At 60.0% G+C, this 17,359-nt stretch carries 14 protein-coding genes; 3 read left to right on the top strand and 11 right to left on the bottom strand.

Annotated features, from left to right (window positions below; genetic code table 11):
* The 9 genes from F2P67_RS15410 to F2P67_RS15370 all read right to left on the bottom strand — a co-directional run bounded on the left by F2P67_RS15410 (nt 1) and on the right by F2P67_RS15370 (nt 9,886).
* On the bottom strand, nt 1-810 hold the full coding sequence (locus F2P67_RS15410; protein ID WP_166221385.1) for a MetQ/NlpA family ABC transporter substrate-binding protein: 810 nt from the start codon (nt 808-810) through the stop codon (nt 1-3).
* A gap of 118 nt (nt 811-928) precedes the next feature.
* Entirely contained in the window at nt 929-2,281 is a 1,353-nt protein-coding gene (locus tag F2P67_RS15405; RefSeq protein ID WP_166221384.1) for an LLM class flavin-dependent oxidoreductase, read from the bottom strand.
* Nucleotides 2,281-3,474, bottom strand: coding sequence for an SfnB family sulfur acquisition oxidoreductase (locus F2P67_RS15400; protein WP_166221382.1), 1,194 nt, complete (start codon nt 3,472-3,474; stop codon nt 2,281-2,283). The genes F2P67_RS15405 and F2P67_RS15400 overlap by 1 nt, the downstream gene beginning before the upstream one ends.
* Nucleotides 3,475-3,510: 36 nt before the next feature.
* Nucleotides 3,511-4,752, bottom strand: coding sequence for an SfnB family sulfur acquisition oxidoreductase (locus tag F2P67_RS15395; RefSeq protein WP_166221380.1), 1,242 nt, complete (start codon nt 4,750-4,752; stop codon nt 3,511-3,513).
* Nucleotides 4,753-5,162: 410 nt separating this feature from the next.
* The gene (locus F2P67_RS15390; protein ID WP_166221378.1) at nt 5,163-5,927 is read right to left on the bottom strand and encodes a hypothetical protein; all 765 of its coding nucleotides are present in this window, start codon (nt 5,925-5,927) and stop codon (nt 5,163-5,165) included.
* A 473-nt stretch (nt 5,928-6,400) separates the two neighbouring features.
* A complete protein-coding gene (tcyN, locus tag F2P67_RS15385; protein ID WP_166221376.1) occupies nt 6,401-7,150 on the bottom strand; it encodes an L-cystine ABC transporter ATP-binding protein TcyN in 750 nt (249 codons plus the stop codon).
* A gap of 3 nt (nt 7,151-7,153) precedes the next feature.
* Nucleotides 7,154-7,819, bottom strand: a complete 666-nt coding sequence (gene tcyL, locus F2P67_RS15380) for a cystine ABC transporter permease (RefSeq protein WP_011331947.1) — start codon at nt 7,817-7,819, stop codon at nt 7,154-7,156.
* Nucleotides 7,819-8,619 carry a cystine ABC transporter substrate-binding protein gene (tcyJ, locus tag F2P67_RS15375; protein ID WP_166221374.1) on the bottom strand — a complete coding sequence of 267 codons (801 nt, stop codon included), beginning with the start codon at nt 8,617-8,619 and terminating at the stop codon, nt 7,819-7,821. The genes tcyL and tcyJ overlap by 1 nt, the downstream gene beginning before the upstream one ends.
* Nucleotides 8,620-8,875: 256 nt before the next feature.
* Complete coding sequence (locus F2P67_RS15370; protein WP_166221373.1) at nt 8,876-9,886, bottom strand: D-cysteine desulfhydrase; 1,011 nt, start codon at nt 9,884-9,886, stop codon at nt 8,876-8,878.
* A 190-nt stretch (nt 9,887-10,076) separates the two neighbouring features.
* Between F2P67_RS15370 and epsC the strand changes: the two genes are divergently transcribed.
* Both epsC and betT read left to right on the top strand, forming a co-directional pair.
* Nucleotides 10,077-11,003: a serine O-acetyltransferase EpsC gene (gene epsC / locus F2P67_RS15365; protein WP_166221371.1), complete on the top strand. Its 927-nt coding sequence runs from the start codon at nt 10,077-10,079 to the stop codon at nt 11,001-11,003.
* Nucleotides 11,004-11,462: 459 nt separating this feature from the next.
* Nucleotides 11,463-13,424, top strand: coding sequence for a choline transporter BetT (betT, locus tag F2P67_RS15360; RefSeq protein WP_163030199.1), 1,962 nt, complete (start codon nt 11,463-11,465; stop codon nt 13,422-13,424).
* 20 nt (nt 13,425-13,444) lie between these two features.
* On the opposite strand, the gene F2P67_RS15355 is transcribed toward betT, so the two are convergent.
* Together F2P67_RS15355 and F2P67_RS15350 are read right to left on the bottom strand one after the other, a co-directional pair.
* A complete protein-coding gene (locus F2P67_RS15355; protein WP_166221369.1) occupies nt 13,445-13,705 on the bottom strand; it encodes a hypothetical protein in 261 nt (86 codons plus the stop codon).
* 183 nt (nt 13,706-13,888) lie between these two features.
* Nucleotides 13,889-14,926 (bottom strand): LacI family DNA-binding transcriptional regulator, encoded by a 1,038-nt coding sequence (locus F2P67_RS15350; protein ID WP_166221367.1) that lies wholly within the window; start codon nt 14,924-14,926, stop codon nt 13,889-13,891.
* Nucleotides 14,927-15,132: 206 nt separating this feature from the next.
* On the opposite strand from F2P67_RS15350, the gene F2P67_RS15345 reads away from it, so the two are divergent.
* Entirely contained in the window at nt 15,133-17,358 is a 2,226-nt protein-coding gene (locus tag F2P67_RS15345; protein WP_166221365.1) for a TonB-dependent receptor, read from the top strand.
* Nucleotide 17,359: the final 1 nt, after the last annotated feature.

The raw sequence follows: 17,359 nt of genomic DNA, 5'->3' as shown, positions 1-17,359 counted from the left end.
TCAGCTTTCCCAACCGGCCTGATACAGCTTGCCGTGGGCTTTATCCAGCGCGGCGCGTACAGCCGGCGAATGCTGATAAATGTCGACGAACTTGATCAGGCGCGGGTCGGTTTTGCTCTTCGGCTGGATCACGAACTGGATCACGTATTCCTTGTGGTCGAGGCCGTCAAACAGCAGCGCCGAACCGGCGTCGAAAGTCTTCGCCAGACGAATGTAGGCCGGGTAGCCCTGAACCAGATCGGCGTCGTCGTAGGCGCGCACCAGTTGCACGGCTTCGACCTGAAGGATTTTGACTTTCTTCGGGTTGGCGACGATGTCGTCTTCGGTGGCCTTGTAGCCGACGCCCGGTTTCAGTGTGATCAAGCCAGCCTTGGCCAGCAGTTGCAGACCGCGACCGCTGTTGATCGGGTCGTTGGCGATGGCGACGCTGGCGCCTTCTGGAAGCTCATCGAAGCTTTTGTATTTCTTCGAGTAGAGGCCGACGTTGTTGATGATCCCCGGTGCGAATGGCACCAGATCAAAACCCGATGCGGCTTTGGCGTTTTCGAGGAACGGGATGTGCTGGAAGTAGTTCACGTCGATGTCACCGGCGGCGAGGCTGACGTTCGGTGCGATCCAGTCGGTGAACTCCACCAGCTCGACTTTCAGGCCTTGTCTGGAGGCTTCTTCGACAGCGGCTTCCAGCGGAATGGCGAACGCGGCGGTGGTGCCGATTTTCAACGGGGCGTCAGCGGCGAAGACTGCCGAGCTGAACAGGCCGAGGGCCAGGGCCAGTGCTTTGACTGGGTGGGACAGAAGGTTCTTGGTCATGATTGTTTTTCCAGTCAGTGCATAGATGTGTGGTGTCTGGTCGGGCCTTTTCGCGAGCAAGCCCGCTCCCACATTTGGAATGCGTACCCCTGTGGGAGCGGGCTTGCTCGCGAAGCTTTTAGCGGCGAAACGAAGATCCGATATGTTGCTCAGGGAGCTGCGCTGCGCCGTGAAACAGCTTCTCGCGCAGGCTGCCGTTGTCGTACGCGGTCTTGTACGACCCGCGCCGCTGCAACTCCGGGATCACCTGTTCAATGAAATCCACATAGCTTTCCGGGGTGACGATGCGAGTCAGGTTGAAACCATCGAGGCCCGTTTCAGCGATCCACGATTCCAGTTCGTCCGCGACTTGCTCAGGCGAGCCGACCACGGTGATGTAGCGACCACCGAGGGCGTGCTGGTCGAGCAACTTGCGTCGCGTCCAGTCGTTGTTTTGCAGGTTTTTGGTGGCGGACTGGATGGCGTTGCTTTTCACGTACTGGATCGGTTCGTCGATTTCGTACTGGGAAAAGTCGATCCCGGTGGACGCCGAAAAATGCGCCACGCCGGCCTCGGCACTGGCGTAGCTGAGGTACTCGGCGTGCTTGGCCCACGCCGCTTCCTCGGTTGCACCGACGATCACGTTGAGGCCCATGAACACCTTGATGTCCTCGGGATTGCGTCCTGCCTCAACCGCGCTGGCGCGCACCTTGTCGACCTGCACCTTGGTCGACGGTTTGTTCTGACCGCTGATGAACACGCACTCGGCGTGACGCCCGGCGAACAGCAAGCCGCGATCGGAACTGCCGGCCTGAAACAGCACCGGCGTGCGTTGTGGCGACGGCTCGCAGAGGTGGTAACCCTCAACCTGATAGAACTCGCCACGGTGCTCGACTTTGTGCACTTTCTCCGGGGTCGCGTAGATGCGCTGATCACGGTCATTGAGTACCGCACCGTTTTCCCAACTGCCTTCCCAGAGTTTGTAGAGCACTTCGAGGTACTCGTCGGCCTGGTCGTAGCGACGGTCGTGCTCGACCTGCTCGCGCAGGCCCATGGCCTTGGCGGCGCTGTCGAGATAACCGGTGACGATGTTCCAGCCGACCCGGCCACGGCTCAAATGATCGAGGGTCGACATGCGCCGGGCGAACAGATATGGCGGCTCGTAGGTGAGGTTGGCAGTAAGGCCGAAACCGAGGTTTTTCGTCACCGCAGCCATGGCCGACACCAGCAGCAGCGGATCGTTGACCGGCAATTGAATCGACTCTTTCAGCGTGACATCCACCGAGTCCTGATAGACGTCGTACACGCCGACGATGTCGGCGATGAACAGTCCGTCGAACAACCCGCGCTCCAGCAACTGCGCCAGTTCGGTCCAGTATTCAAGGGTGTTGTAGCGCGTCGAGGTGTCGCGCGGATGCGTCCACAAGCCGTGGTTGATGTGGCCGATGCAGTTCATGTTGAACGCGTTGAGCAGGATCTTTTTCTTCGCCATCAGATGGTCCCCCGCAGTGGCGGGTTTTCATCGTTGAGGTAGTAATTGCCCACCGCGTGATACTTCCAGCGCACCGGGTCGTGCAGGGTGTGCACGCGGGCGTTGCGCCAGTGACGGTCGAGACCGTGCTCGATCAGGGTCGCCTGGCTGCCGGCCAGTTCGAACAGCGTGCTGCCGGCGGCCAGGGAAATTTCAGTGCTGATCGCCCGTGCTTCGGCGACGGCAATCGATGCGGCGGCGACATTCTTGGCGTTAAGTTCGGCTTGGGCGGCGTCGAGGAATTCGCCGGCGCGTTCGAGCAGCGCCTCGGTGGCGTGCAGACGAATGCTCAAGTGCCCGAAGCTCTTCAACGTCAGCGGATCTTCGGTGGCTTTGTCATTGCCTGAGTCGATCCATGGCCGGGTTTTGCTGCGTACGAAGTGCAACGCATCTTCGTAAGCGGCGCGAGCGATGCCAGTGTCGATGGCGGCGTGGAGGATCTGCGCCAGCGGGCCAACGGTGGTCGGGCGCTCGAAAGCGCTTTGGAACGGGATCACGTCTTCGGCGGCAACGTAGACGTCTTCGAACACCACCGAACCGCTGCCAGTGGTGCGCTGACCGAAGCCGCTCCAGTCGTCGATCACCGTCAGGCCTTTGCTGTCGCGGGGCACGAAGGCCAGTTGCTGCACACCGTTTTCATCGACCACCGAAGTCGGAATGCGTTGGGCGTAGATCGCACCAGTCGCATAAAACTTGCGGCCGTTGATGCGATAACCATCGCCGTCGTGTTTGAGGCTGGTGACGCGGTCGTGAGCGGTTTTTGTGCCCAGTTCCGCCAGCGCATTGCCGAAGCGTTGGCCGGCCAGCACTTCGGCGTACAAGCGTTGTTTCTGTGCGTGGCTGCCGTTCACCCGCAGCACTTCGAGGGCATAGAAATGGTTCTGCGGGATCTGCCCGAGCGAGCCGTCTGCCTGTGCGATCAGGGCGATGACTTTGGCCAAGGTCACGTTGGACACGCCGGCGCCGCCGTATTCTTTCGGCACGCTGATGCCCCACAGGCCCGAGCGGGAAAATACGTCGAGTTCCGGCAGCGGCAGGCGACGTTCACGGTCGCGAATGGCGCTGTCGCGTTTGAAATCTTCGGCCAGGTCGCTGGCGACGATCAGGGCTTGCTCATCGCTGGTGATGACCGCGACGGGATGGGAAAAAGTCATAGGTTTTCTCCAGGCTCTTGAGAAAGTGTGCGGTCGTCAGATCCAGGAATGGCGAGCAGGCAAAGTGCCGTTGAGGCGATAGGCACCCACCGCGTGATACTTCCAGCGCACTGGGTCGTGCAGGGTGTGCACCCGGGCGTTGCGCCAGTGGCGGTCGAGGTTGAATTCGGCGAGGGTCGCGCGACTGCCGGCCAGTTCGAAAAGTTTTTCGCTGGCCAACAGCGAGATCTCGGTGGTCAGCACTTTGGCTTCGGCCACGGCAATCGAGGCGCGGGCGGCGGAGTCGGCGGTGAGCGGTGCGGCGTGCACCTGATCGAGCACTTGCCCGGCCTTGCGCAGCAACGCTTCGGCGGCGTGCAGTTCGATTTTCAGTTTGCCGATGTCGGCGATCACGTAGAGGTCATCGCTGGCGCGTTCGACCTTGGCGTCAATCCATGGCCGCGCGCGGGTTTTGACGAATTCGATGGCGTCATCGATGGCGCCGCGGGCGATCCCGGCATCGATGGCGGCCTGAATCAATTGCGACACGGCGCCTTGGGTATTCGGCTTCTCGTTGATCTTCCAGTTATCGACGACAAGCCCCGCTTCGACACGCACGTTGTTCAGCAAAATCGTGCCGCTGGCGGTGGTGCGCTGACCGAAGCCAGACCAGTCATCAACAATACGCAGGCCCGGAGTGCCGCGACGGACGAAGGCCAGCACTTGCTTGCCGTCATCGTTGAGCGCCTTGACCGCGACCCAGTGCGCGAACAGTGCGCCGGTGGAGTAAAACTTCTGGCCGTTGATCACGAAATCATCGCCGTCAGCGGTGATGCGCGCTTTCAGTTCCAAGGTGTTTTTGGTGCCGCGTTCAGGGCCGGCATTGCCAATGCGCCAGCCTTCCAGAACGCTCTGGAACAACTGCTTTTTCTGTTCTTCAGTGGCGCTGCCGAGCACCAGGTTGATGATGCCGAACTGGTTCTGCGGGATCTGTCCCAGCGCCGGGTCGGCCGCGGAAATGATCGCGAACACCTCGGCCAGCGTCACGAAAGAAACCTGCGGACCACCGTACTCGCGCGGGATGGCGATGCTGCCCAGACCGCTGCGGGTGAACTGTTCGATTTCCGACCACGGCAGCTTGCGCTGACGGTCACGTTTGGCAGCTTGCACGCGGGCGACTTGCGCCAGTTCCTGGGCGGCCTTGATGGCTTGGGCGTCGTTGCGCAAGACCTGCGCGGGCAACAACAGCGGGGCGATATCCAGATCAGACTGGATGGTTGCATCTGCCAGACTGGACATCACTGCCGCTCCTTGGCTGCACGCAATGCCCTGGCGATCTGCACTGGGGTGATTGTGTTCCGGACCATGTTACCTACCTCACATCTCATGAAAAACGCCGCAAAAGTGCGGCGAACGAAAGAATGTCCGGTGGTCCGGTTTATATACCCTAAGCGTGTATAAATATTAAATAAACTAACTTTTAGGAATATGCATAGAAGGGGTGATGGTCGGATTGGTTAACAATATTTGTATGCGCCTACGCGATCCATGTGGCGAGGGGATTTATCCCCGTCGGGCTGCGCAGCGGCCCCAAAATCAGTTAACGCGGTGCAACAGATACACCGCGTGTTATGGGTTTACGACTGCTTTGCAGCCGAGCGGGGATAAATCTCCTCGCCACAGAACCTCTTCATCATGAGAGATCGGCGTTAAGGCTTGCGAGGTTCGGCGGCTTTGAGTTCAGGCCTCAACGGGACTTTCAGATAAGGATTCACACAACCGATCTTCAGCGTCCGTGGCGGCGCCCAGCGTGAGTTGTTGCCTACCCGGTCGAGGATGCAGTAGGTCACGTCAAGACGCAGGTCTTCGCCAGCCTCGACAATCACCGATGGCGGCACCCAGACTTGAATCGGCAGTCCGACATCCGCTGCCGTGATGGGGGCCAGATCCATGCGCACGTCGCCCCAGCGCAGCGTGATGGCGTCGTCTTCGGCCATGTTCAGGTAGGGTTCGATGGTCAGCGGTACGCCGCGTTTGATCTGGTTGGGGTTCACGCCCTGACGGCGAATGGTGTCGGGAATGGTCACCGGCGCCAGTTGCTGGTTTTCGTCCTCGCACAGCATTGACGGCTGTCCGCCCGGGCAGTCCAGTTTCACTTGCACACGGGTCGCCGCCGACAGCGCCGGGCCTTGGCCGACCTGCATCACGCGGTAGTGGATGCGAACGCTGCCATTGGCAATGAAACTCTCTGGCACCCGCAGGCTGATGGACGTGCCCAGATCCTCGGCGGTGACTACTTTTGAGGCTACGTAGCATTTGTTCCAGAACAGTTCGATCAAGTCGCCGCCCTCCATGTCGGGGTAAGGCGCCACCTCGACCAACAGGTGGGCAGCTGCGGCCAGGTTGATGCCGGTTTTTTGTGCAGGCGCGAGGGTCGGCGCTGCCAGTTCGGGGGTATGCGAAGTGCGGGTCATCGGTTTCTCTCCTTGAAGCCTTGCAGCGAAGTCCGTTTCTGAAAGAACAAAAGGCGTGAATTAACTGGCAATAAACCTTTGAACTTCTGTTCGGGTTTGAAGTGCGTTTATTGAACTAATAGGTGCCGGTCGGCGACTAGATAAAAGTGTGTGGATGAGGGTGTCAATAGAGTCGATTAGTTAATCCATGAATTACGAACTAATCAGAATATTCCTACGGCGCTGAGTCCAAATGCCTCGGCTGTTCGGCGAATCAGGCCACGGCTATTTGAGGTTTACGCCAGTTTTTATGCAGCGTTATTTAGGCGGGTAAATTTCAGGTGGGGCGAGCTCAAGACGAGAACAATCTGTTGCAGAACATATATATATGTACCGCATTCTAATGCAGATTGTTTGTGTATGTTTGACGGGGGTGTGGAGGGGTGAAAAGTAACTTCCATCCGTGGAAGTTGGGTGTTCGATATTGAAAGTTCTCAGGCGTGATTCAGAAACTTGCTGAGAAACTGTCGGGTGCGTTCTTCTTTCGGGTTGGCAAACAATGCCTTGGCTTCACCTTGTTCGACGATCACGCCTTTGTCGAAAAACACCACACGGTTGGCCACGTCACGGGCAAAACCCATTTCGTGGGTGACGATCACCATGGTGCGTTTTTCTTCGGCGAGACCACGAATGGTCGCCAGCACTTCACCGACCAGTTCCGGGTCGAGGGCCGAAGTCGGTTCGTCGAACAGAATCACTTCCGGCTCCATCGCCAGTGCCCGGGCAATCGCCACGCGCTGTTGCTGACCGCCGGACAGACGACGCGGATAGGCGTCTTCCTTGCCGGCCAGACCGACCTTGGCCATCAGCTTTTTGCCCAAGGCAATCGCTGCGTCGCGCGGCATCTTCTTGACCACTATCGGGCCTTCGATGACGTTTTCGAGCGCGGTACGGTGGGGGAACAGGTTGAAGTTCTGAAACACGAAACCCACGTGCTGGCGCAGATTGCGCACCAGGCTTTGCTGCTGGTTCAGCGGGCGGCGGGTATCGATTTCGATATCGCCGACCTTGATCCGGCCGCTGGTAGGTTCTTCAAGGAAATTAAGGCAACGCAGGAACGTGGTTTTACCCGAGCCGCTGGGGCCGATGATTGCCACGACCTCGCCTTCTTTCACCTCAAGATCGATGCCCTTGAGCACCTCTTGACCCTTGAACTGCTTTGTCAGTTTTTCCACGACAATCATGGGTCAGGACTCCTGGTCGTGCCGATTGACCCGCTCTTCCAGCTTATTCTGGAAGTGCGAAAGCACCGTGGCCAGAATCCAGTAGATCAGCGCGGCGGCAAGATACATGGTGAAGACTTCGAAAGTCCGGGCGGTAATCAGCTGCGCCTGACGGAATAGTTCCGGTACCTGAATGGTGGCGGCCAGCGCGGTGTCCTTGACCAGTGAAATGAAGCTGTTGCCCAGCGGCGGCAATGCCGTGCGCATCGCTTGCGGCAGGATGGCCCGGCGCAGGGTCTGCGCACGGGTCATGCCGATGCTCGCCGCCGCTTCCCACTGACCGCGCTCGATCGAACCGATCGCGGCGCGGAGGATTTCACAGGCGTAGGCGGCCATGTTCAGCGAAAAGCCGATCAGCGCCGCCGGCAGCGGGTCGAGTTCCATGCCCAATTGCGGCAAGCCGTAATAGATCACGAACAGTTGCACCAGCAACGGCGTGCCGCGAAAGAACGACACGTAGATGCGGGCCAGCCAGCTCACCGACTTGAAACGCGACAGGCGCATCAACGCCAGGCCGAAGCCCAGCAGCAAGCCGAAGAACATGCCGCCGAGGCTGAGGATTACCGTGTAGTACGCGCCCTTCAACAGGAAGGGCGCGGAGTCCAGTGCGAGTTGGAAAGCTTCTTCCATTATTTGGTGACGTCAGCGTTGAAGTATTTCGTGGACAGCTTCTCAAGCGTACCGTCGGCGCGCAGTTCGTCGAGGGCTTTGTTCAGGGCTGCTAGCAATTCAGGTTCGCCTTTACGCAGGGCAATACCGGATTCCTGACGGGAGAAGGCTTCGCCGGCAGCGACGGTTTTCGGCGCTTTCTTGGCATACTCAAGCGCGGCCAGACGGTCGATCAGAATGGCATCGGTGCGGCCGTTGTTCAGGTCGGCGAACTTGGTCGGATCATCGTCGTAGGTGCGAACGTCAGCACCCGGCACGTTGGCGCGAACCCACTGTTCGTAGTTGGTGCCCAGGCCTACGCCGACTTTCTTGCCGGATAGGTCATTAGCGGTCTTGATGTTCAGCGCGGCTTCTTTGCTCTTTAGCACCAGCGCCTGAATCCCGGAAACGGTGTACGGCTCGGAGAAGTCATACTTCTTCTTGCGCTCGTCGGAGATGGTCACCTGGTTGACGACGACGTCCAGACGCTTGGATTCCAGCGCGGCGAGGATGCCGTCCCACTTGGTTGGCTGAATCTTGGCTTTGACGCCGAGTTTCTTCGCCAGGGCTTCAGAGAGTTCGACTTCGAAACCGGACAGCTTGCCGTCGGCATCGACGAAGCTGAACGGTGGGTAAGTGCCTTCCAGGCCGACGTTGATAACGCCTTTGTCCTTGATCTGTTGCAACTGCTCACCGGCCACTGCCTGGCTGATCAGACCGGCGCTCAGCGCCAGGCCCAGCGAACCAACCAGCAGATTGCGACGTAGTGCGGAAAAATTCATGACAAGCCCCTGTGTTTTCTTATGGAAGACGCTTAAGGAAAGTTTGGCGAATTCGGGAGTTCGACGACAGCGCTATCCTGCCTTAAAGCAGCTTATGCGTCTTGCGCGAAATTCGCCTGCGGCGAGACTATAAGATGTCTGCTTTAGACTTGAAAATACTTAATATTCTCGCCGTTATTCCAATACTGAATATATGGGTGATCCGTTTTGGTGAGGGGATAAGCCCCTCACCTCAGGACTATCTACAGCGGGAGGATCAGCTTGTCAGTGAATCCTTGTAGGCAAACAACGCCGGCGCGCCACCGGTGTGCAGGAAGATGATCGGACCTTCGTCGAAACGGCCACGGCCGATGCCATCGAGCAGACCGGCCATGGCTTTGCCGGTGTAGACCGGATCAAGCAGCACCGCATCCTGACTCGCCAGCAATTTCACCGCTGCCAGTGTTCCGGCATTCGGTTCGCCATAACGCGGGCCGAAATATTCGTCCCACAACTCGACCTTGAAACTGTCCGGCAGCGCGACGCCGAGCAGATCCGCCGTACGTTCGGCGAGGCCTTGGACTTTGGGGCGCTGATCCTCTTCGCTGCGTGACACGGTTACGCCAATCACCGGCAGTTGCGGCAGCGCTTCACTCAAGGCCAACGCGAGACCGCTGTGTGTCCCGGCGCTGCCCGACGCGAGAACCACGGCGGCGAAGTCGAGGCCGGTGTCCTTGATCTGCTCGGCCAGTTCCAGGCCAGCGCGCACGTAACCCAGCGCGCCGAGCGCGTTGGAGCCACCGATCGGCACCAGATAGGGCTTCTTGCCGTTGGCGCGCAGACGCACGGCGAGGGCGGCTAGTTGCTCATCGGCATTGTCGAGGTTGTCGACCAGTTCGACCTTGGTGTCGAACAGATCCAGCAGCAGCCGATTGCCGTTGCCGGTGTAATCGCTGTCATCGGTGCCCAGCGGATTTTCCAGCAGTGCAACGCAGCCCAGACCGAGTTTGGCGGCGAGTGCGGCGGTCTGGCGCACGTGGTTCGATTGCAGCGCACCGGCAGTGATCAGTGTGTCGGCACCTTGTGCGAGTGCATCGGCGGCGAGGTATTCGAGTTTGCGCAGCTTGTTGCCGCCCATGGCCAGCGGCGTCAGGTCATCGCGTTTGATGTAGACGTCACGGCCGAGCCAGGTGGACAGGCGTTCAAGCTTTTCCAGCGGCGTCGGTTGACCGAGCAGGTCGAGGCGGTTAAAGCGATCCAGCTGTTGTTTGATCGGTTGTGTGGACATGGTTCCGTACTGGCGGAGGAAGATGAAAGGACTATAGGCACGCGCTTTTGCAGGGGCAACCGTGAATCGCTTATAGCCAAATCGACTGAGCCCAGCACTATCGGTTCTTAATTCGCCCTCGCAGGCATGCCGTAAAGTGGTCGCCGTTGACGCGGCCAGACAGTCCGGCCGCCCGTGAGGAGTCTTTACCGTGAGCGAACGTTCCAGCCATTGGCAATTGCAGACCATCGTCAGCCAACTGCGCGGCGCGCGGGATCAGTGGCGAGCACAAAATGGCCGGGCTTCCGGCGCGCAGGGCGGCCGCGAGTTGCCCTCGCGAGCGGCGATGGCGGAGATTCTCGAAGCGCTGTGCGGCGCGTTGTTTCCGATGCGTCTGGGGCCGGTGGATTTGCGCGAAGAAAGTGAGGACTTCTACGTCGGCCACACCCTCGATGTGGCTTTGAATGCCTTGCTGGCGCAGACACGGCTGGAGCTGCGCTATGTCGCCCGGCACAGCGCGCAGGCCGACACCGAAGTCGAGGCCCGGGCGATTCAGATCGTGCAGGATTTTGCCCTGGCCTTGCCGGGGCTGCGCACATTGCTCGATACCGACGTGCTGGCCGCATATCACGGTGATCCGGCGGCGCGCAGTGTCGATGAAGTGTTGCTCTGCTACCCAGGAATTCTGGCGGTGATTCACCATCGTCTGGCGCACCATTTGTATCGCGCCGGTTTGCCGCTGCTGGCGCGGATCAGCGCGGAAATCGCCCATTCGGCCACCGGCATAGATATCCATCCGGGCGCACAGATCGGCCGTAGCTTCTTTATCGATCACGGCACGGGTGTAGTGATTGGCGAAACCGCGATCATCGGCGAGCGCGTGCGGATCTATCAGGCCGTAACCCTGGGTGCCAAACGTTTCCCGGCGGATGAAGACGGGCAGTTGCAGAAGGGCCATCCGCGCCATCCGATTGTCGAGGACGATGTGGTGATTTATGCAGGGGCGACCATTCTTGGGCGGATCACCATCGGCAAGGGTTCGACCATTGGCGGCAACGTCTGGCTGACGCGAAGTGTGCCCGCGGGGTGCAATCTGACCCAAGCCAATCTGCAGCATGATGACGGGACGCAGAAGTAGGGCTATTACAAGCGTCCCTCACCCCAGCCCTCTCCCGGAGGGAGAGGGAGCCGACCGAGGTGTTTTGGATTATCCATCGGCCTGGAACACCGAGTCGATTATGGATTCGGTAAAGCAGGACCACGTCGGCGTATCTCCCCAACATCCCCCAATCGGTCCCCTCTCCCTCCGGGAGAGGGTTAGGGTGAGGGTGAAGGGCTATTGAACGAATCGCCTCAAACCCACGTCATACCCCTCCTTGAGCTAGCGTAGGAAAACTACCGCCCAGCCCTGCGATTAGTCCTTGGCGCCCCATCCATGTTTAACTTGAACGTTCATTCAAGTTAAACCGGTGGTTCGCTGCCCGCTCACAACAGGAGGCTTGCCTTTGCTGAGTCCGATCATTTCAGCCATGTTTCAACCCCTCGAGGTGCACGTTTCATGAGTGCATCGTCCACCCCCGCCAGCGGTCTGGTACGCATGAATCCGCCGGTGTTCTACTTCGCCGCGACGGTCATTCTGCTGTTTGGTCTCGTTGTCATCGCCATGCCTGAACAGGCCGGCGCCTGGCTGCTGGAAGCGCAAAACTGGGCGGCCAACACGGTCGGCTGGTACTACATGCTCGCGATGACTCTGTATCTGGTCTTCGTGGTGGTCACCGCCTTATCCGGCTACGGCAAGATAAAACTCGGTGCCGACCACGACGAACCCGAATTCAGTTACCTGTCCTGGGCCGGCATGCTGTTCGCCGCCGGGATCAGCATCACGCTGTTTTTCTTCTGCGTATCCGAACCGCTGACCCACATGCTCCAGCCGCCGCAAGGCGAGGCGGGTACGGCGGATGCGGCGCGTCAGGCGATGCAGATCCTGTTTCTGCACTGGGGCTTGCATGGCTGGGGCGTATTTGCCTTTGTCGGCATGGCGCTGGCGTATTTCGCTTATCGGCACAACCTGCCACTGGCCCTGCGTTCGGCGTTGTATCCGCTGATCGGAAAGCGCATCAACGGCCCCATCGGCTACGCGGTGGACGGCTTCGGCATCATCGCCACGGTGTTCGGTCTCGGTGCCGACATGGGCTTCGGTGTGCTGCACCTCAACTCGGGTCTCGACTACCTGTTCGGCATCGCTCACACCCAGTGGATTCAGGTCGGCCTGATCACCCTGATGATGGGCGCGGCAATTATCGTCGCGGTCTCTGGTGTGGATAAGGGCGTGCGGGTCATGTCCGACATCAACATGCTGCTGGCCTGTGCGCTGCTGCTTTTCGTGTTGTTCGCCGGCCCCACCCAGCACCTGCTCAACACCTTGATCCAGAACCTCGGCGACTACCTCGGCGCCTTGCCGATGAAGAGTTTTGACCTCTACGCTTACGACAAACCAAGCGACTGGCTCGGTGGCTGGACGGTGTTCTACTGGGCCTGGTGGATTGCATGGTCGCCGTTCGTGGGTCTGTTCATTGCACGGATTTCCCGTGGCCGGACTATCCGTGAATTCGTTTTCGGCGTGCTGCTGATTCCGCTCGGTTTCACCCTCGCGTGGATGTCGATCTTCGGTAACAGCGCGTTGGATCAAGTGCTCAATCACGGCATGAGCGCGCTGGGCATGTCGGCCATCGACAACCCGTCGATGAGCATTTATCTGCTGCTGGAAACCTACCCGTGGAGCAAGACCGTCATCGCCGTGACGGTGTTCATCAGCTTCGTATTCTTCGTCACCTCGGCCGACTCCGGCACTGTCGTGCTCTCGACGCTGTCGGCCAAGGGCGGCAACCCCGACGAAGACGGGCCGAAATGGCTGCGGGTATTCTGGGGCGCGATGACCGCGCTGATCACCAGTGCGCTACTGTTCTCCGGCAGCATCGACGCGCTGAAGTCGGCGGTGGTTCTGACCTCGTTGCCGTTCTCGCTGATTCTGTTGCTGATGATGTGGGGGCTGCACAAGGCGTTCTATCTGGAGTCGCAGAAGCAGATCGCGCAACTGCATTCGCTGGCGCCGGTCTCCGGTTCACGGCGCGGTACGGGCGGTTGGCGCCAGCGCTTGAGCCAGGCTGTGCACTTCCCTTCGCGCGACGAGGTGTACCGCTTCATGGACACCACCGTGCGCCCGGCCATTGAGGAAGTGACGGCAGTGTTCGTCGAGAAAGGCCTGAACGTGGTGACGCAGCCGGATCCGGCGAATGACAGCGTCAGTCTGGAAATCGGCCATGGTGATGCGCATCCGTTCATCTATCAGGTGCAGATGCGCGGCTACTTCACGCCATCGTTCGCCCGTGGCGGCATGGGCTCAAAACAGCTCAACAACCGCCGCTACTACCGTGCCGAAGTGCACCTGAGCGAGGGCAGTCAGGACTACGATCTGGTCGGCTACACCAAGGAACAGATCATCAACGACATCCTCGACCAGTACGAACGGCACATGCAGTTCCTGCATCTGGTGCGTTGATCACTGAGCGCCGGGCCGATTCACGACTCGGCGCTCAGCACCATGAACAACACCATCGCCGCCAGCGGCACGCCGAACACCGCACTGCCGATCGCAATCTCTGACCCCAGCGACTGCCCGGCATGCACCACTCCCACCGCCCCGTTAATTACCGTCAACGCCAGCCACAACGCGGCGAAGCCGTAGGCCATGGTCTGACGGCTGAAACCGATGCGCTCGCCGATGTAGAGCATCAGGGCGAGCAGGACCAGGCCGAAGAAAATGATGATTGCGGTGTGCATGGGTAGGCCTGCGGCGTAGGCGGTGTTTGGTCGGCCGCCTTCGCGAGCAAGCCCGCTCCCACAGGTTCTTGGTTGAATACAAAACTTGTGAACGACGCAAAACCCTGTGGGAGCGGGCTTGCCCGCGAAGGGGTCAGCTCGGTGTTACTTAGAGCATAGCCAATCCAGCCCACGCCATATTCGTCAGGCACTCTCACGCTCGATGACTTGGCATTGCAGCTGATTTAGTCGCTGCACCTCTTCGGTCGGCAACACGCCAAGGCTTTCCAGCACGCGTGTTGCGGCGAGTACGCCGATCTCCAGCGCTGGCGGTTTGATCGTGCTCAGACTCGGCAGCAGCATCTCGGCAAACGGGTAGTCGCCGAAGCCGAGGACGGCGCAATCTTCGGGAATCTTGAGGCCAGCGCGTTGCCCGGCGAGCAGCCCGCCAGCGGCGAGGTTGTCGTTGGCGAAGATAATTGCGTCTGGGCGAGGTGAGGCGTTCATCAGCGCTTCCATCGCTTGTTTGCCGGCCTCGAACGGGGCGCTATCGGCGTCCGGTGCGAATACCCAGGGCTCCAGACCGAGTTCTCGTGCGGTCGCGGCGTAACCGTCGCGGCGTTCCAGTGCGCTGAAGTCGCCGGGTGCGCTGTTCTGCACGAAGGCGATCCGTCGATAGCCTTTGCCGTGCAGATAACGAGCGGCGCTGACACCCACTTCGAAGTGCGAAAAGCCGATCTGCATCGGCTCGCGATCCGGCTGGTAATCCCAGGTTTCAATCACCGGAACATCGGCCTCGGCAATCATCTTTTCCGTGCCCGCGCTGTGAAAGTGACTGGTCAGCACCAGCGCCGCCGGCGACCAGCCGAGGAACGCACGCACCGCGTTTTCTTCCTGTTCGGCGCTGAAGTAACTAGACGCCAGCAACAGCTGATAACCGTGACGGCTGAGGGTGTCGCTGAAGCCTTGAATGGTGTTGGCGAATATCGGGCCGGAAATGTTCGGGATCACCATGCCGACGATTTTTCCCCGGGCCGAGGCCAGCCCGCCGGCCACCAGGTTCGGCACATAACCCAACTCCGCAACCACTGCCGCGATCCGTTCGCGACGTTCGGGCGAGACCTGTTCCGGCTGGTTGAAATAGCGCGATACGGTGATCGCTGAAACACCGGCCTGGCGCGCCACCGCGTTGAGGGTCACGCGACCGGCACCACGGCGTTTACGGGGCTTGTCTTCGCTCAAGGCTCGATCCTTCCTAGAAACCAAAACGCATATAAAAGTAATTTTTCAGTATTGGACGGTCTATGTGCGGCTTGCCAATACTGGCGATGTTAGCGCTAACAAAGCGCGTTGTCTGCTACTCGCTCAAGCGAATGCCCAAGACACCGAGACAGGCGCTGTCGTCGCAGAACGACAGCGGTTCAGGGCAACTTTTCGAGCGGGCAAACATGCACAACATTCCTGGGGCGAGACACAAACTGGCGCAATCGATCCGCGCTGCGGGCTGGCTACTCACCGGGCTGGCGGCGCTGCCGCTGCCTGCCGCGTTCGCCGCCGACAGCACCGATCAGGAGCCGACACTCAAATCCGTCACGGTCACCGCCACCCGCCGCGAAGAGTCGCTGCAAAAGGTGCCGGTGGCGGTATCGGTGATCGACGGCGAGCAACTGGAGCGCGACAACCGCAACAGTGTGACGAGCATCGTCCAGCAAGTGCCGTCGCTGAACTTCCGCACTGGCGCATCGAACAAGGACACCTCGTTGTTCGTGCGCGGCGTGGGGACGATTTCCACCTCGCCGGGCGTCGAGCCGACCGTGGCCACGGTGATTGATGGTGTGGTTTATGCGCGTCCTGGCCAGTCGACTCTGGATCTGCTGGATCTGGAGCGCGTCGAAGTCTTGCGCGGCCCGCAAGGCACGCTGTTCGGCAAGAACGCCTCGGCCGGCGTTTTGAATATCACCAGCAAGGCGCCAACCGCCGAGACCCACGGCTACCTCGATCAGTCGTACTACAGCGGCAACGAAAGTCGCACGCGTTTCGGCATTGGCGGCAGCCTGATTCCGGACACGCTCAAGGGTTCGATCAGCACCCTGTTCGGCACCTTCGACGGCAACGTCGACAACAAGCACAACGGTCAGGGGGTCAACGGCTACAACCATCGCGGTGTGAGGGGCAAACTGGAATTCACCCCGAATGATGACGTCACCTTCACGCTGATTGCCGACTACATGCAGTCCCACGACGACGGCCCCAATGGCGTTGTCAGCAAATCCCTGACCCCGGCGTTCGCCAATGCGCTGAGCCCGGTCAATGCGACCAGCCACAACCGCGAGATCAACACCGACACCCGCACTCACGTCGAGGACACCAACAAAGGTTTGTCCGGCCAGCTCGATTGGCAACTGGGCGATTACACCCTGACCTCTATCACCGCGTGGCGCGGCTGGGATAACACCCAGTATCAGGATGGCGACCGTCTCGGCACGGTGACAGCGGCATTCCCCGGCACGGCGGACAAGGGTGATCTGGCCTTCGATCAATACTCGCAGGAGCTGCGCCTGGCCTCGCCGAAAGGTGAGTTCCTCGAATACGTCGGTGGCCTGTTCTACATGCACGGCAAGGATGAAGAGACTTATCAGCGCACGCTGACCACGACTACCATCATCAACCGTGGCGTGGCCGATTACAGCACCACCAGCGACAGCTATGCAGCGTTCGGCGAGGCCACACTGAACTTCACCTCGGATTTGCGTGGCATCGCCGGCCTGCGCTACACCCACGATGATCTGGAATACGATCACCGGCGTGTTTCCACTTCGGCGACCACGGTCAGCGGCATTCAGCCGGCTACCCGCAGTTCCGGTTCGGTCGATGAGGACGGCTGGTCCGGTCGGCTCGGCGTGCAATACGACTTGAGCGACGCAGTTACCACGTACCTGACTTACTCGCGCGGCTACAAAGGCCCGGCCTATAACGTGTTCTTCAACATGCAGCCGCGCGACACCGAAGCGCTGAAACCGGAAACGTCCAACACCTGGGAGGCGGGGATCAAAGCCTCAAGCTGGAACAATCGCCTGACCACCAACCTCGCGGTGTTCCACAGCGATTACGACAACTATCAGGCCAACTTTTTCGACACCGTCGCCGGGCAAGTGGTGACGCGCCTGATCAACGCCGGCAGCGTCAGCACCGAAGGTGTGGAACTCGATTACGCCTTGCAGGCCACCCAGCAACTGAAGCTCTCCGGCGCGCTGGCCTACACCCGCGCGCGCATCGACCAGTTCTCCTGTCCGGCGGGCGCAGCGGCGTCGTGCAACGTCAACGGCAAGCCGCTGCCGTTCAGCCCGGACTGGAAAAGCTACGTGCGCGCCGACTACACCATTCCGCTGGAAAACGGTCTGGATATCGAACTCGGCACCGACTACAGCTGGCAAAGCGAAGTGCAGTACGACATCAGCCAGAACGCCGACACCAAGCAACGCGCCTACGGCCTCTGGAACGCCAGCGTCGCCCTAGCCGACTACACCAATGGCTGGCGCGTGGCGTTGCTGGGCAAGAACCTCGCCGACAAGTCGTATTCGCCGTTGCTCGCCAGCGGTGGCAATTACATCTACCGCGCCGTGCCACGCGATGACGAGCGCTACTTCGGCGTGCAACTGCGCAAGGACTTCTGAG

The organism is Pseudomonas atagonensis (assembly GCF_011369485.1).
GTDB classification, from domain to species: Bacteria; Pseudomonadota; Gammaproteobacteria; order Pseudomonadales; family Pseudomonadaceae; genus Aquipseudomonas; species Aquipseudomonas atagonensis.
The sequence above is the reverse complement of the archived record's forward strand: the minus strand, read 5'-3'. Positions and strand labels throughout refer to the sequence as shown.